The organism is Agromyces allii (assembly GCF_009749385.1).
GTDB lineage: Bacteria > Actinomycetota > Actinomycetes > Actinomycetales > Microbacteriaceae > Agromyces > Agromyces allii.
The window spans coordinates 221254-235872 of record NZ_WBIN01000007.1; the positions used below are offsets into that span (position 1 = coordinate 221254).

General features: G+C 71.4%; 12 protein-coding genes. 4 read left to right on the forward strand and 8 right to left on the reverse strand.

The features are described 5' to 3' along the window. Positions 1-42 precede the first annotated feature (42 nt). The gene (locus GQR16_RS10810; RefSeq protein ID WP_157415139.1) at positions 43-798 is read right to left on the reverse strand and encodes a DeoR/GlpR family DNA-binding transcription regulator; all 756 of its coding nucleotides are present in this window, start codon (positions 796-798) and stop codon (positions 43-45) included. A 56-nt stretch (positions 799-854) separates the two neighbouring features. Between GQR16_RS10810 and GQR16_RS10815 the strand changes: the two genes are divergently transcribed. Further along, positions 855-1226: a DUF4406 domain-containing protein gene (locus tag GQR16_RS10815; RefSeq protein ID WP_246200731.1), complete on the forward strand. Its 372-nt coding sequence runs from the start codon at positions 855-857 to the stop codon at positions 1224-1226. Between the two features lie 95 nt (positions 1227-1321). Here GQR16_RS10815 and GQR16_RS10820 read toward each other — a convergent pair whose 3' ends face one another. The 6 genes from GQR16_RS10820 to GQR16_RS10845 form a co-directional block, all read right to left on the reverse strand. Beyond that, the gene (locus tag GQR16_RS10820; protein WP_157415140.1) at positions 1322-2161 is read right to left on the reverse strand and encodes an SDR family NAD(P)-dependent oxidoreductase; all 840 of its coding nucleotides are present in this window, start codon (positions 2159-2161) and stop codon (positions 1322-1324) included. Positions 2162-2230: 69 nt separating this feature from the next. Beyond that, on the reverse strand, positions 2231-2662 hold the full coding sequence (locus GQR16_RS10825) for a YybH family protein (protein ID WP_157415141.1): 432 nt from the start codon (positions 2660-2662) through the stop codon (positions 2231-2233). Between the two features lie 206 nt (positions 2663-2868). Further along, positions 2869-3885: a LacI family DNA-binding transcriptional regulator gene (locus GQR16_RS10830; RefSeq protein ID WP_157415142.1), complete on the reverse strand. Its 1017-nt coding sequence runs from the start codon at positions 3883-3885 to the stop codon at positions 2869-2871. A gap of 56 nt (positions 3886-3941) precedes the next feature. Further along, positions 3942-4853 carry a carbohydrate ABC transporter permease gene (locus tag GQR16_RS10835; RefSeq protein ID WP_157415143.1) on the reverse strand — a complete coding sequence of 304 codons (912 nt, stop codon included), beginning with the start codon at positions 4851-4853 and terminating at the stop codon, positions 3942-3944. 3 nt (positions 4854-4856) lie between these two features. Further along, complete coding sequence (locus GQR16_RS10840; protein WP_157415144.1) at positions 4857-5852, reverse strand: carbohydrate ABC transporter permease; 996 nt, start codon at positions 5850-5852, stop codon at positions 4857-4859. Between the two features lie 139 nt (positions 5853-5991). Next, on the reverse strand, positions 5992-7299 hold the full coding sequence (locus GQR16_RS10845) for an ABC transporter substrate-binding protein (RefSeq protein WP_157415145.1): 1308 nt from the start codon (positions 7297-7299) through the stop codon (positions 5992-5994). Between the two features lie 195 nt (positions 7300-7494). On the opposite strand from GQR16_RS10845, the gene GQR16_RS10850 reads away from it, so the two are divergent. From GQR16_RS10850 to GQR16_RS10860, 3 genes are all read left to right on the forward strand, one after another. After that, positions 7495-9966 (forward strand): beta-galactosidase, encoded by a 2472-nt coding sequence (locus tag GQR16_RS10850; protein WP_246200733.1) that lies wholly within the window; start codon positions 7495-7497, stop codon positions 9964-9966. 185 nt (positions 9967-10151) lie between these two features. Further along, positions 10152-12326, forward strand: a complete 2175-nt coding sequence (locus GQR16_RS10855; RefSeq protein ID WP_246200735.1) for a glycosyl hydrolase 53 family protein — start codon at positions 10152-10154, stop codon at positions 12324-12326. 98 nt (positions 12327-12424) lie between these two features. After that, positions 12425-12904 carry a pyridoxamine 5'-phosphate oxidase family protein gene (locus tag GQR16_RS10860; RefSeq protein WP_157415148.1) on the forward strand — a complete coding sequence of 160 codons (480 nt, stop codon included), beginning with the start codon at positions 12425-12427 and terminating at the stop codon, positions 12902-12904. 143 nt (positions 12905-13047) lie between these two features. Here GQR16_RS10860 and GQR16_RS10865 read toward each other — a convergent pair whose 3' ends face one another. After that, a complete protein-coding gene (locus tag GQR16_RS10865; protein ID WP_157415149.1) occupies positions 13048-14520 on the reverse strand; it encodes a hypothetical protein in 1473 nt (490 codons plus the stop codon). Positions 14521-14619 lie beyond the last annotated feature (99 nt).

A 14619-nucleotide genomic window follows, 5' to 3' on the forward strand; every position in this document is an offset into this window, starting at 1 on the left:
GCTCGCACGTGCCGCCGACGCCCGCCCGCGGCATCCGCCCCCTCAGCGGGCCTCGACGATGCGCACGCCCGTCCCGCGCAGGCGGGCGAGCGAGGTCGGGTCGGCCTCGGCGTCGAGCACGAGGCCCGTGACGGCGTCGAGGGGCAGCACCTGATGCGGCGATGCGGCGCCGATCTTCTCGGCACTGCCGAGCGCGTACGTCTCGCCGGCCCGGGCGGCGAGCACGCGCTTCATGGCGGCCTCGTCGGCGTCACCGGTCGTGAGGCCCGTGATCGGGTGGATGCCCGTGACGCCCAGCAGGAACAGGTCGGCGTTGATGCGGTTCGCCGCCTCGACCGCCGCGGCACCCGAGGCGACCATCGAGTGGCGGAACAGCCGCCCGCCGATGAGGATCACCTCGGCCGCGTGCTCGAGCAGCGCGACGGCGATCGTCGGGCTGTGAGTGACGATCGTGCATTCGAGCGCGCGCGGCAGATGCGCGACGACGGCGAGGGTGGTCGTGCCGCCGTCGAGGATCACCGTCGATCCGGGCTGCACGAGGGCTGCGGCGGCGGCGGCCACCCGCCCCTTGCTGTCGGAGGCGATGGCCGTGCGCGCGGCGTAGTCGGCGACGGCGGGCGACGCCGGCACGGCTCCTCCGTAGACGCGCGTCAGCAGCCCCTCGGCGGCGAGCTCGCGCAGGTCGCGACGGATGCTGTCTTCGGACAGTCCCAGTTCGACCGCGATCTCCTTGGCGACGATGCGCCGATCGCGGTCGAGCCGGTCGAGCAGGAGGGCTCGTCGTGTCGCCGTCAGCATTCGCACTCCTTCACGTTGTTGCACGTTTCTACACATTCTGCACTATTCTGCAGAGCATGACCACCTCGATGATGATCCTGATCGCCGGCCCGTACGCCTCGGGCACCGACGGCGACCCCGCCCTCATGCAGCAGAACCTCGAGCGCCTCGAAGAAGCCGCATGGCCGCTCTTCCGAGCGGGCCACGTGCCGATGATCGGCGAATGGGTCGCACTGCCCGTACTCGCGAGCGCCGGCGCGACCGGCCCGACCGACCCGCTCGCCGAACAGGTCATGTACCCGACGGCCGAACGCCTGCTGCAGCGCTGCGACGCGGTGCTGCGCCTGCCCGGCGAATCCCGGGGCGCAGACCAGGACGTCGCGATCGCCCGTTCGCGCAACCTGCCCGTCTACTTCAGCCTCGACGAGGTGCCCGGCATCGCGGCCTGAGCGGAGAGCGACCGACGGGCGAGCGGATGCCGCGCGCGGGCCGCGCGGAATGCGGCCGCCCGAGGCATCCGCCCGCCCGATCTCCCGAACGGCGATCAGGCGCGCGGCGCGAGCTCGAGCATGCCCGTCGAGCGGTCCCAGAGCTCGCGCGCGAGGTCGACGTCGTCGGCGAGCCGGTTCGCCCGCGCGGGCTTCGAGTTCGTGAAGTACAGCCCGGTCGGGTAGTCGACGCCGGGCTCGCCCTCGGCGAGGTGCACGAGCGTCTCGGCACCGCGCTCGGGCGTCGCGAGCACGAGGTCGCGCAGGCGCCATCGGTACAGCCCCGACATGCCCGACCCCTGCTCGGCCGAGAAGTTCGTCGCGATCGCGCCCGGATGGAACGCGGTCGAGGTCACGCCCTCGCCGCCGTGGCGGCGCTCGAGCTCCTTCGTGAAGAGGATCTGCGCGAGCTTCGCATTGCCGTAGGCGCGCACCGGCCGATACGAGCGCTCGGACTCGAGGTCGTCGATGTCGAACCGGGCGAACAGGCGGTTGGCGAGGCTCGACGTGTTCACGACGGTCGCCTTCGACGCGACGAGCGTCGGCATGAGCTCGGTCGTCAGCAGGAACGGCGCGAGGTAGTTCACCTGGAACGTCGTCTCGTGCCCGTCGCGCGTGAGCGTTCGCTCCTTGCCGAACACGCCTCCGGCGTTGTTCGCGAGCACGTCGATGTGCGGATGCCGCACCGCGAGCTCCGCGGCCAGCTCGCGCACCGAGGCCAGGTCGGCGAAGTCGACGAGATGGTACGGCGCCCCGAGCTCGTCGGCGAGCGCCTGCGTCTTCTGCGGTGAGCGCCCCACGAGCACGACCCGGTGCCCGTCGGCGCTCAGCCTGCGGGCCGCGGCCCGGCCGATGCCGTCGCTCGCGCCGGTGATGACGATGACCTTCTGCGCCACGGATCCTCCTTGGAGTGAGAGGCACCAGCCTAGGTGCGGTCGGTCCCGATCGGGCCCGGCCGCACTCGCTCACGCGTCGACGGCGTGCTCGTACGCGATGCGCCAGCGGTCGGCGTCGCGCCGCAGCCCGATCGTGGTCGCCAGGTGCAGATGCACACGACGGCCGCAGAGCACCCGGTACGACGCCCGCTCGACCGTGCGGCACACCGCGCGGTCGCCCTCGAGCTCCACGGCCTCGACGCGCACCGACCACCGGATGCGCCCCTGCAGCAGCTCGAACCACTCCCAGATGCGCACCGCGTCACGGCCTGCATCGGCGATGCGCGTGATGGGCGGGGTCGGGCCCACCACGGGAGCGCCCGGCACGTAGCGGGCGGCGAGCCAGTCGGCATCCCTCGCGCGCATGGCGGCGGCCCGCTTGGACGCGATCCAGCTGATCTCGGCCACGTCGATGCGGTACTCGCGGGCCAGGGCGGGCGGCAGATCTGCATGCTTCGTCATACCTGTTCGACGAACGCCGCGGCTGCGGATCGACCTCGCCTGCGACATCCACGAGAGATCGGTGCTCCGGATGCCGCGATGCGACACTGGGGCGATGCGCCGACGCCCGAACACGGCGCCCGACTGAGCGGGTCGGCTCACCCGTTCACCGGGGGTCGGGGCATCCGCCCACCGGATGCCGACCGGATGCCCGCCGAAGGAACGGACTACGCGGACTCGCGCACCACGAGCTCGGTCGGCAGCGTCATGCGACCGGCCGGACGCCCGTCGAACACGTCGAGCAGCATGCGCACCATCTCGTGCGCGATGCGGTCGAACGGCTGCCGCATGGTCGTCAGCTGCGGGTCGAGGCGCGTCGCGATCGGCGCGTCGTCGAAGCCGGTGACGGCGACGTCGTCGGGCACCCGGCGTCCGCGTGCGCGGAGCACGTCGAGCGCGCCGGCCGCCATCATGTCGTTCGCCGCGAACACGGCGTCGAGGTCGGGCGCCTGCTCGAGCAGCTGCTCCATGGCGCGTGCGCCGCTCGAGCGCGAGTAGTCGCCGAACGCGACGTACCGCTCGTCGTAGTCGTCGCCGAGCTCTTCGCGGTAGCCCTCGAGTCGGCCGACGCCGCCCGAGGTGTCCTGCGGGCCGGTGATCGTCGCGATCCGCTCGCGACCCCGGTCGCGCAGGTACGACACGACGTCGCGCGCGCCCTCGCGGTCGTCGGCCGAGACGAACCCGATGCGCCGTTCGTACCCGAGCGGCACGCCGCACGAGACGACCGGGACCTCGGCCTCGACGAGCCCCTTGAGGAACCCCTCTCGGCCGCGATGCGAGGACACGAGCAGCACGCCGTCGACGTGGCCGCCCATGATGAAGTCGGTCGCCCGGCGCTGCTCGTCGTCGGACCCGGCCATGAGCAGCACCAGCGGCAGGTCGCGCTCGGCGAGCGCATCGGCGGCCGCACGCATCAGCACCGAGAAGTTCGGGTCCTCGAAGAGCCGGTCGTGCGACTCGGTGAGCAGGAAGGCCACCGAGTTGGCCCGGGCCGTCGCGAGGTTGCGGGCGTGCGGATTGATGCGGTAACCGGTCTTCTTGATGGCCCGCTCGACCGCTTCGCGCGCGGGCGGGCTCACCCAGTGGCCGCCGTTGAGCACACGCGACACGGTGCCGCGCGAGACGCCCGACTCCCGCGCGACATCCTCGATCGTCGGTCGCCGCTTCGGCGCGTGCTCGTTCACGTGGCCAGTGTAGGTGCGCCCGGTGCCCGAGCGCCCGCCCGCGGCATCCGCCCGACTCACGCCTTGACCGCGCCGGCGGCGAGGTCGACCCGCCAGTAGCGCTGCAGCATGAGGAACAGCGCGATGAGCGGCACGATCGACAGCAGCGCGCCGGTGATCACGAGCGTGTACATCGCGGGCAGCGACGCGCCCTGGTTCAGCAGGCCCGAGAGCCCGACCGTGATCGGGAACAGCCGGTCGTCGCCGAGCATGATGTACGGCAGCATGAAGTTGTTCCACACGGCGACGAACTGGAACAGGAAGATCGTCACGAGCCCCGGCCCCATCATCGGCAGCGCGATGCGGTGGAAGATGTACAGCTCGCGTGCGCCCTCGGTGCGGGCCGACTCGACGATCTCGGTCGGCACGGCCGCCGCCGCGTAGATGCGGGCGAGGTAGATGCCGTACGGGCTGATGAGCTGCGGCAGCAGCACCGACCAGTACGTGTTCGTGAGGCCGACCTGCGCGAGCAGCAGGTACTGCGGGATCGCGAGGATCACGCCGGGCACGAGCACGCCCATGAGCAGGATGCGGAACACCGTCGCCTTGCCCGGGAACACGTACTTCGCGAGCGCGAAGCCCGACAGGGCAGAGATGTACGTCGAGATCACGGCGCCGATGCCCGCGTAGAGCGCGGTGTTCAGCATCCACCGCCAGTAGAGGCCGTCGCGGTAGGCCGTGAGGTCGACGATGTTGTCCCAGAGGTGGGTCGACGGTGCGAACGTGAACGTCGAGAACAGCTCGGAGGCGTCCTTCGTCGAGGCGATGAGCACCCAGGCGACGGGCAGCAGGCAGTAGATCGCGCCGAGCAGCAGCACGCCGGTCGAGCCGACGGCGATGGGCACGCGCGCGTCCTTCGGCGCGCGGCGGCTTGCGCTGCCGGCGAGCTCGGGCACGAGGGCGGCCCTGGTCTCGGTGGTGACGGACATGGTTCAGTCCTCCTGACCGAAGGCGCGTCGCTGCACGACGCGGAGGAAGAGGAACGAGATCGCGAAGGTCGCGAGCGCGATGATGATCGAGGTGGCCGCGGCGGAGTAGATGTCGTCGCGCGTGAACGCGTCGCGGTAGACGAACATGAGCGGCGACCAGCTCGTCGAGAGGCTGTTCGTGAGCGGGCGCAGCGTCATCGGCTCGGCGAAGACCTGCAGGGTCGCGATCATCGAGAACAGCGCGGTCATGATGAGCGCGGGCATGATGATCGGCACCTTGATGCGCCACGCGATCTGCACCTCGGATGCCCCGTCGATGCGCGCGGCCTCGTAGATGTCGCTCGGCACGGCCTTGAGCGAGGTGTACATGACGATCATGTTGAAGCCGACGCCGCCCCACAGCCCGATGTTCGCGATCGCGAAGATCACGAGGCCCGGGGAGAGCAAGGAGGGCACGTCGTCCCAGCCGAGCTGTTCGAAGATCCAGTAGAACGGGCTTACGGCCGGAAGGTAGAGGAAGCCCCAGAGCAGCGACGAGATGACGGCCGGCACCGCGTACGGCAGGAAGATCGAGACCCGGCTGAACCCCTTCGCCCCCGTGCGGCGGGCGTCGAGCAGCAGGGCGAAGAGCAGTGCGAGGCCGAGCATGGTCGGCACGAGGATGAGCCCGTAGACGAGCACGCGCCCGACGCTCGCGAGGAACTCGGGGTCGGAGAAGGTCGAGACGTAGTTCTCGAGGCCGGCGAACTCGCGCGTGCGGGAGTCGCCGCCGAGGCCGAGACCCTTCACCTGCTCCTTTTGGAACGACAGCGCGAGCGTGTAGAAGATCGGCGCGGCCATGAACACCGTGAAGAGCACGATGCCGGGGGCGAGCATCATCCAGGGCGTCAGCGCACCCTTCGCACGGCGGCGCTTCGGGCCCTTCGGGCTGCGCGGGGCGAGCGGATGCCGCGGCGCGGGCGTGGTGTCGCCGCGAGGGGCGTCGACCGTGGCGGTCATGTTCGGGTCCTTCCTGACGTGGAACGGATGTGCCGGTCGCCGGTCGAGTAGCGAAGCGTATCGAGACCAGCGTTCGAGGCTGGTCTCGATACGGCGCTGGCGCGCCTACTCGACCGGCGACCGGCGGCTCGGTGTCGGCCTACTCGGAGACCGAGAAGCCGCCGGCCTTCAGGTCGTCGATCGTCGTCGTCTGCATCGCGGTGACGGCGGCGAGGAACGCGTCGACGGTCTTCGCCTCGGCGGCCTTGGCGAACTCGTCGTTGTACGCGCTGAACGCGACGTTGACGTTGGGGCCGTAGGTGAAGGGGGCGACGGCCTGGGCGGCCTCGGCGGCGACGTCGTAGAAGTCGGGCTGGTTGCTGAAGAACTCGGGCGCCTCGGTGAGCACGGATGCCGCGGCATCCGTGTCTGCCGGGTAGATGCCGGTCTGCTCGACGAGCGCGGCGACCGCCTCGGGGTCGGTGTTCAGCCAGGTCGCGAACTCGGTCGCGGCGTCGACGTTCTTCGACTGCGAGGTGACGGCCGTGGAGGATCCGCCCCAGTTGCCGTTGGAGACGTCGCCGTCCCACGTGGGCAGTGTCGCGGCCTTCCAGAGGCCTGCGGTGTCGGCGGCGTTGCCGCTCAGCACGCCGGGGCCCCAGACGGCGCCGAGCCAGCCGGCCTGCGAGCCGTCGTTGAGCGCGGCGTTCCACTCGGGCGTGTACATCGGCTTGTTGTCGATGGCACCTTCGGCGACGAGGCCGCCCCAGTACTCGGCGACCTTCTGCGTGGGCTCCTCGTCGATGCCGACGCCCCAGCTGTCGCCGTCGATCGACCACCATTCGGCCTTCGCCTGCTGCGCGAGGCCCGCGAACCAGCCGGCGTCGTTGGCCGAGAACGTGCCGAGGTACTTGGTGGGGTCTGCGGCGTGGAGTGCACGGGCGGTCTCGGCGTACTCGTCCCACGTGGTGGGCACGGTCAGGCCGTACTGCTCGAAGAGATCTGCGCGGTAGTAGAACATCATGGGGCCGGTGTCCTGCGGCACGGCGTAGAGGGCGTCGCCGCCGAGGGTGACCGACTGCCACACGCCGTCGGGGAACTGGCCGGCCACGTCGTCGCCGATCGAGCCCGAGATGTCGGCGAGCGCGTCGGAGGCGACGAGCGTCGGGATCTTCTGGTACTCGGCCTGGATGAGGTCGGGCGCGCCGACGCCGGCCTTGATGGCGGTGAGCAGCTTGGTGATGGCGGGGTCGCCGCCGTCCTGCTTGTTGACGGTGACCTGGATCTCGGGGTGCTCGGAGTTCCAGATGTCGACGACCTTGTCGAGGTTGGGCGCCCAGGCCCAGTAGGTGAGCTCGATCGGGTCGTCGGCGGTGCCCGTCGAGCCGGTGTCGGCCGAGCAGCCGGTCATGATGAGCGCTGCGGCGGCGATCGCCGCGATCGCACCCGTGCGGATTGCAGAACGCATTCGTCCTCCTTGTCGAAAGCTGTGATTGCGGATGCCCCGTGGGGCCCGCGCGACCAGAAGGACGTCAGCGTGCCTGTGAGCGATCCCAGTAATACACAGGCAGCTATTCGCTGTCAACTCTGGCATTCACGATGTTGCAGGGCTGGCATCCTGTGCTAGAACTGTGAGCGCACACAGATTCGAGGGAGAATGCCCATGCCATTGCAGACCGCGCGTTTCACGGTGGCGCACGAACCGTGGGCCGAGCCGCTCACGCGCCCCGCGATGGGCACCGAGGTCGATCGGCACGAGCGCATCTCGCTCACGAACCGCTACGTCGAGCAGCACGGCATCCCCGTGATCCCGGTCTCGGGCGAGCTGCACTACAGCCGTGTGCCCCGCGCCGAGTGGAGCGAACGCCTGCGCCTCATGCGCTCGGGCGGCGTGACCGTCGTCGCCTCCTACCTGATCTGGAACCACCACCAGCCGACGCCCGACGCCCCGAGCTTCGAGGGCCACCTGGACGCGGCCGAGTTCGTGCGGCTCGCGGCCGACGCCGGCCTCGACGTCGTGCTGCGCATCGGCCCGTGGATCCACGGCGAGACCCGCAACGGAGGGTTCCCCGACTGGGTGCAGCAGGCACCCGTCGCGCACCGCACCGACGACCCCGGCTACCTCGCGCTCGTCGAGCCGTGGTTCGCCGCACTCGGCGAGCAGCTCGCGCCGCTCTGCGGGCCGTCGAGCAACGTCATCGCGATCCAGCTCGACAACGAGCTCTACGACCAGCCCGGCCATCTCACCACGCTCAAGGCCATCGCGCGCCGGCACGGACTCGTCGCCCCCATCTACACGGCGACCGCGTGGGGCGGCGCCGAGCTGCCCGACGGCGAGGTGCTCCCCCTCTACGGCGGCTACGGCGACGGCTTCTGGGTCGACGCCGACCACGACTGGGACACGACGTTCCGCGAGCACTTCTTCTTCTCGCACACGTGGGACGACCCCGGCATCGGCGCCGACCTGCGAGCGCACCCCGGCATCGGGCGCCGCCCCGAGACGCCGCGCCTGCCCTCGGCGTCGTTCCCGGCCGCGACGTGCGAGCTCGGCGGCGGCATGGCGACCGCATACCACCGGCGTCCGCTGCTGGGCGGCGCCGACATCGCGGCCGTCGCGAACACCAAGATCGGCAACGGCTCGGGCTGGCAGGGCTACTACATGTACGCCGGCGGCCTGAACCCGGCGCCCGGCCTCCAGGAGTCCCACGCCACGGGCTACCCCAACGACCTGCCCGAGTTCGACTACGACTTCCACGCGCCGATCGGGGCCGCCGGGCGTCTCGGCCCGAGCCACGCCGCGCTCCGGCGTCAGCACGCGTTCCTCGCCGCGTTCGGCGACCGGCTCGCGCCCATGCCCTCGACGCTGCCCGCGCACCACCCGTCGAACGTCGACGACGCCGAGACGCTGCGCTGGGCGCTGCGCAGCGACGGGGCATCCGGCTGGCTGTTCATCACCTGGCAGCAGCCGCACGTGCCGCTCGAGCCCGTGCACGACGTGCAGTTCGAGATCGGCCTGCAGCCGCACGGTTCGGACGTCGTGGATGCCGCGGCCGAGCGACTCGGCGACGACGCCCCGCCCGCCGGCTCGCTCGTGCTGCCGCACGCGCCCGTCACCGTCGCGCCCGGCACGATCGCACGCTGGCCGCTGCACCTCGAGCTCGGCGGCGTGCACCTCGACTGGGCGACCGCCTCGCCGCTGACGGTGCTGCCGGCCGCCGGATCCGCGCTCGGCGCCGACGGGCTCCTCGACGCGCAGTCGCCGACGCTCGTGCTCGTCGCCGAAGCCGGAATCCCGGTGGAACTCGCGACCACGGCCGAGGTGCTCGGCGCGTTCGCGGTCGACACGACGGCGGATGCCGCAGACACCGGTGGTGTCGTGAGCTCGCCCGCCCCCGGCATCCTGCTCGTCGACGCGTCGCGGCCGCGCCGCGTCGACCTCGCGCAGGGCGAAGGCCGGCTCTCGGTGCTCGTGCTGCCCTCGGCCTCCGCCGACGACACGTGGGTGCTCGAGGCGAGCGGCGGCCGCAGGCTCGTGCTCTCGGCAGAGGCCCTCTTCGAGGACGCCGACGGGTGGATCGCCGCCCGTGCCGTCGAACGGCCCGAGGTGCGCGAGTACCTGCCGCTGCTCGGCCGGTTCGAGCCGCTCGTCGTAGAGGTCGTCGAGTCGTCGACGGGCGGCGCGACGACGATCGACGTCGGCGCCCCGACGCCCGGCGAGGCTCCGCCCGCGAGCTTCGGCGAGCGCCACGGACGCGCTTCGGCACCCTCGCGCGACGAGGTGCTGCGGCACGGCACCGCCTGGACGTTCCGGCTTCCGGCCGGCCGCGACGCGAGCCGCACGCTCGAGATCGAGTGGACGGGCGATGTCGCACGCCTCGAGGTCGACGGTGTCATCGTGGCCGACCGCTTCTGGGACGGCACCACCTGGACCGTCGGACTCGACGCACTCGACCTCGCACCCGGGGCCCGACTGACGCTGCGCATCGTGCCGCTGCACCCCGCGGCATCCGTGCACCTGCCGGATGGCGCCGCCGGCCGACGCGCGACCGCTGAGACGGAGACGCCCGGCACCCCGCTCGTCTCGCTCGAGTCCGTGCGACTCGTCGAGGCCCCGCTCTGGCTGGAGCAGCCGTGAGCTGATCACCCACCCCGCCGGTCGAGGAGGCGCCCCTGCGCCGTCTCGACCGGCACGCAATGCCAGCACCACCGCGCCCCGGCACCGTGTCGGATGCGCATCACCGCAGCGCCGCGGCATCCGTCGATCCGATCGTTCGCCCGCGGCGCCGAACGAGATGGAGTGGCACCATGCAGAACCGATCGATGAGACGAGCGAGGTGGGGCGCGGTCGCGACCGGTGCCGCGCTCACGACAGCGCTGACCGGCGCGGCGCTCACGCCCGCAGCCTGGGCGGCCGATGACCCGGCCGCCGCCGGCCCGGTCGACGCCGGCATCTTCGTGCAGAAGGTCGACGGGCTCTCGCCCGACTTCGTGAACGGCGTCGACGTGTCGTCGGTGCTCTCGCTCGAGGAGAGCGGGGTCGTGTTCCGGGATGCCGCGGGGCAACCGGCCGACCTCTTCGACGTGCTCGCCGACAGCGGCGTGAACACCGTGCGCATCCGCGTGTGGAACGACCCGTTCGATGCCTCGGGTCGCGGGTACGGCGGTGGCAACGTCGATGCCGCCCGCGCCGTCGAGATCGGCGAGCGTGCGACCGCCGCGGGGCTCGGCGTGCTCGTCGACTTCCACTACTCCGACTTCTGGGCCGACCCCGGCCGGCAGCTCGCGCCGAAGGCCTGGGCGGGGCTCGGCATCCCCGAGCTCGAGGAGGCCCTGCACGACTACACGGCCGACACGCTGCAGTCCTTCGAGGACGCGGGCGTCGACGTGACCATGGTGCAGGTCGGCAACGAGACGAACAACGCGATCGCGGGGTACACCCGCGCCGGCACGGCGATCGACGAGACGTTCGCCGACCTGATCCAGGCGGGCAGCAGCGCCGTGCGCGAGGTGCTGCCCGACGCACTCGTGGCCGTGCACTTCACGAACCCCGAGACGCCGAACCGGTACGCGACGTACGCCGCGGGCCTCGACACCTACGGCGTCGACTACGACGTCTTCGCGAGCTCGTACTACCCGTACTGGCACGGCAGCACCGCGAACCTCACGGCTGCGCTGTCGCAGGTGGCGACGACCTACGGCAAGCGGGTCATGGTCGCCGAGACGTCGTGGGCGCACACCCTCGACGACGGCGACGGGTACGGCAACGTGATCGGCGCGGGCACCATCACCGACGACTACCCGGCGAGCGTGCAGGGGCAGGCCACCGAGCTGCGCGAGGTCATCGCGGCCGTCTCGGCCGTGGGCTCCGCCGGCATCGGCGTCTTCTACTGGGAGCCCGCGTGGCTTCCGGTCGGTCCCCCGTCGGATGCCGCGGCGAACGCCGTGCTCTGGGAGCGCGACGGCTCGGGCTGGGCCACTTCGGCCGCGTCCGGCTACGACCCCGTGCACGTGGGCGAGTTCTACGGCGGATCGGCGTGGGACAACCAGGCGCTCTTCGGCTTCGACGGCACGGCCCTCGAGTCGCTGCGCACCTTCGAGTACGTGCGCACGGGCGCGGTCGCACCCCGCGTGATCACGCAGGTCGGCGCGGTCGACGTGACCGTGACCGACGGCTCGCCGGTCGTGCTGCCGAGCACGCTCGACGTGTCGTACAACGACGGCACGGTCGAGCACCCCGCCGTGACGTGGAGCACCGCGGTCTCGTGGATCCGCGGACCCGGCGCGTACGCGATCCCCGGCACGACCGCCGCCGGACTCAAGGTCACCGCAACCGTCACCGTGCTCGCGAAGAACTTCGTGCGCGACCACAGCTTCGAGGACGCCTCGCACAGCGCCTGGACGTTCGGCGGCTACGCCTGGCCCAACCCGACGTCGGATGCCCCCGACGGCGGCACGGCCGTGACCTTCTGGAACGGCACGCCCTACCAGGCGTCGGCGACGCAGACGATCACCGGGGTGCCCGCCGGAACCTACTCGCTGCAGGCGACCACGCAGGGCACGAACAGTCCGGCGACCGACACTCGAACGCTCTCGGCGACCACGTCGAAGGGCACCTGGAGCGCCCCGATGTCGTTCACCGCGTGGAACGAGTTCCACACGGCGACCGTGCCCTCGGTCGTGGTCGGCGCCGACGGCGTGGTCACCGTCTCCGCGGCGTTCAGCCTCTCGGGCGGGGCGTGGGGCGTGTTCGACGACGTGCGGCTCGTCGCCGTCGAGCCCGCGAGCACCGTGAAGACGAAGCTGCTCGACGTCGCACTCGCCGGCGCGGCGCGCATCGACCGCGAGCGGTTCACCGCGGCATCCGTCGCCCGACTCGACGACGCGGTCGCCGTGGGCGAGGTCGTGCTCGACGGCTCGCGTGCGACCCAGCGCGACGTCGTGCTCGCCACGGCGGTCATCGCGAAGGCGGTGCTGCAGCTCAAGCGCGCGAAGTAGGCGCGCCCGTCGGTCGAGGAGCAGCGCAGCAACTCCTCGACCGGCGGCCCGGGTGTCGCCGTTCGAACGTAGGCTCGAACTCCACGGAAGGACCGCCGATGACCGACACCGCAACGTCCGCAGCATCCACCTCGCCCGAGCCCGCGCCGTTCGCGTTCGACGCCGAGAACGAGGTGCACGCCCGAGCCCTCGCGCGTCTCGCGAGCGAACGCATCGCCTGGCTCGGCACCACAAGCCGATCCGGCTACCCGCACGCCGTGCCGGTGTGGTTCCTCTGGCATGACGGCGCCGTGGTCATCCTGAGCGAGCCCGGCGCGGTCAAGGTGCGCAACGCGTCCCGCGATCCGCGTGCGCTCGTGCACCTCGAATCAGGGCACGACGAAGAGCAACTCACGGTGCTGCAGGGCACCGCCGAGGTGCTGGGCGACGCCGCGGCCTCGTGGCTCCCGGCCATCGGCGAGGCCTACCTCGCGAAGTACGAGCACGACCTGCCGCCGCTGAAGCTCACGCTCGAGTCGATGGCGGCCAAGTACAGCACGATCATCCGCGTCACGCCCGAGAAGCTCATCGCCTGGTGAGCTGAGCGGATGCCGCGGGCGTGCCGCGCGGCGATGGTGCGCCGCCCGTCCGGTCGGGCAGCACCCGAAGCGCGGCGGAGACGACAACGCGGCGGCCCCGTTCCCCCGGGAGCCGCCGCGCGCCTGATTCGAGTCGTCAGGCCTTATGCCGCGAGACCTGCAGTGCAGTCCTCGTTGCTGTTGTAGACGAGCCACACAGCCTTGCCGTCGACGACGAAGCCGTCACCGGGCAGCACCGTCGGCAGCAGGTGGTCGGCAGCCGGCGTGAACACGACGCGGTAGCGCGTGGTGTTCGGGTGCTCGGGCGCGTTCACGACCTTGCTCGCGATCTTCCACGTGCCGCCGGTCGCGATGCCGTCCCAGGCGATGCCGTCGTTCGCTGCGCCGCACACGTCGATGCCCTGGGGCGCCGCGGTGATCGTGGAGACGGGAACCGGCTTGTCGCACGGTGCCGGGGCGACCACGTCGAAGCCCTTCGAGGCCTTGAACGTGAAGCCGTCCTTGGCGAAGAGGGTCCAGCCCTCGATGCCGGCGGTGAACGCGTCGGTGCTCTCGTTCTTCACGGTCGCGATGACGTCGTAGTGGCCGGGCGTCAGGTTGGACAGGTCGGTGATGGCCGCGCCGTCCGACTTGCGCTTGACGAGCACCTTCACGCCGTCGGGGTTCGTGATGACGAGGCTCGCGGGCGTGACGACGCCTGCGCCGTAGCCGACGGGCGGGGTGCAGATCGCGTTCGTGAAGACGACCGCGGGCGCGGTCTTGCCGCAGCGGTCGTTGTTCTGCGTCGAGGTCCACTGCTTGCGCGCGCCGGCATTGAAGAGGTAGCCCTCATCGGGGGTGGCGACGACGCCGACCTTGCCGTTCAGCGCCGAGTGGTCGGTGACCTTGTAGGTGTAGCCGACGACCGAGGGCAGCACCCAGTGGCCGTTGTCCGCGACGCCGCAGTCGTCGACCCATGTCGGGGCGACGGGCGTGACGCATGCGGTCGAGAGGCCCTCGAGGTGCGTCGGGGCGCCGTTCCACGAGGTGACGTCGACGGCCCACGCGTTGCGCACGGCCTTGTCGGCGAACGTGATCGTCTTCGCGTAGCTCTCGCCGAACGCGGCGGTCACCTCGGTGACGCCGTTCACGGTCACGGTGACGGTGTTCGGTGCTGCATCGGCGGCGACGTACGCGGGGTTCGCGACCCAGACGGTCGGCGTGCCGACGGCGGGCACCGCGGCCACGCCCGGCACCTCGACGTGCTTCGAGGTCTTGCCCGTGGCGGTCCAGATCTTCCAGTCGTAGAGCACCGCGGCGCCGCTGTTCTTGTGCGCGGTGCGGTACGTCCACGTGATCGGGAACAGGCCCGCGAGCGTCTTGTACTCGTAGTCGGTGTGAGCGACCTCGGCCACGGCGGCGACGGCCGGCACGTAGGCCGGGTTCGCGACCTCGAGCTGCGGTTCGCCCGTGGCCGGCTTCGCGGCGTAGCCGGCGAGGTCGATCGTGAGCACCTCGCAGGTGGCGGATGCCGCGGGTGCGACCTCCGTGGCGGTCGCCGGCGCGGCGGCGGCCAGCACGGCCAGGCCTCCGGCCAGCATCGCCGTGGTGGCGACGCTCGCGATGAGCTTCTTCAAGTGCGTTCCCTTCGATCGCCCCAGGGCCGGGGGCGGAGCGGTGCCGCGAGGGCATGGCGAACACCGCCGGGTCGCCGCGGGTTCGCGCATGGGGCAGCG

What these genes read in the sequence shown, in the direction of transcription:
- GQR16_RS10835 (WP_157415143.1), bottom strand. Translation starts at nt 4,853, where the DNA reads ATGTCCGTCACCACCGAGACCAGGGCCGCCCTCGTGCCCGAGCTCGCC.
- GQR16_RS10840 (WP_157415144.1), bottom strand. Translation starts at nt 5,852, where the DNA reads ATGACCGCCACGGTCGACGCCCCTCGCGGCGACACCACGCCCGCGCCG.
- GQR16_RS10810 (WP_157415139.1), bottom strand. Translation starts at nt 798, where the DNA reads ATGCTGACGGCGACACGACGAGCCCTCCTGCTCGACCGGCTCGACCGC.
- GQR16_RS10815 (WP_246200731.1), top strand. Translation starts at nt 855, where the DNA reads ATGACCACCTCGATGATGATCCTGATCGCCGGCCCGTACGCCTCGGGC.
- GQR16_RS10855 (WP_246200735.1), top strand. Translation starts at nt 10,152, where the DNA reads ATGAGACGAGCGAGGTGGGGCGCGGTCGCGACCGGTGCCGCGCTCACG.
- GQR16_RS10850 (WP_246200733.1), top strand. Translation starts at nt 7,495, where the DNA reads ATGCCATTGCAGACCGCGCGTTTCACGGTGGCGCACGAACCGTGGGCC.
- GQR16_RS10860 (WP_157415148.1), top strand. Translation starts at nt 12,425, where the DNA reads ATGACCGACACCGCAACGTCCGCAGCATCCACCTCGCCCGAGCCCGCG.
- GQR16_RS10845 (WP_157415145.1), bottom strand. Translation starts at nt 7,299, where the DNA reads ATGCGTTCTGCAATCCGCACGGGTGCGATCGCGGCGATCGCCGCCGCA.
- GQR16_RS10825 (WP_157415141.1), bottom strand. Translation starts at nt 2,662, where the DNA reads ATGACGAAGCATGCAGATCTGCCGCCCGCCCTGGCCCGCGAGTACCGC.